Origin of the sequence: Escherichia sp. AM3, from assembly GCF_032029835.1 — a bacterium.
In the GTDB taxonomy this organism is placed as follows: Bacteria; Pseudomonadota; Gammaproteobacteria; order Enterobacterales; family Enterobacteriaceae; genus Escherichia; species Escherichia coli.
The window spans coordinates 1-305 of sequence record NZ_JAVUPQ010000811.1 but is presented as its reverse complement, the minus strand read 5'-3'; the positions used below and the strand labels follow the sequence as shown (position 1 = coordinate 305).

Genomic DNA, 305 nt, shown 5'->3' with positions numbered 1-305 from the left:
CGTCTGGGGGGATGCTCTCCCGCCTGGCTATTTTCCTTTTATTTTTCATTATTGATCTCTACCGGGTGACATCCGGGTTTCGCGCGCTCATTATAAAAGCAGTAGTCTTAATGGGGGTAATCTCATATGGAACAGCTGCGTGCTGAACTCAGCCATCTCCTTGGCGAAAAGCTAAGCCGGGTGGAATGCGTGAATGAAAAGGCCGACACCGCACTCTGGTCGTTGTACGACAGTCAGGGAAACCCCATGCCGCTGATGGCCAGAAGTTTTACCTCGCCGGGCGTCGCCAGACAGCTGGCCTGGAA

General features: G+C 53.4%; 1 pseudogene. It reads left to right on the top strand.

The features are described from left to right. Nucleotides 1-126: 126 nt before the first annotated feature. Nucleotides 127-305 (top strand): annotated as a pseudogene (locus tag RTW80_RS28500) (hypothetical protein); the annotation flags it as partial.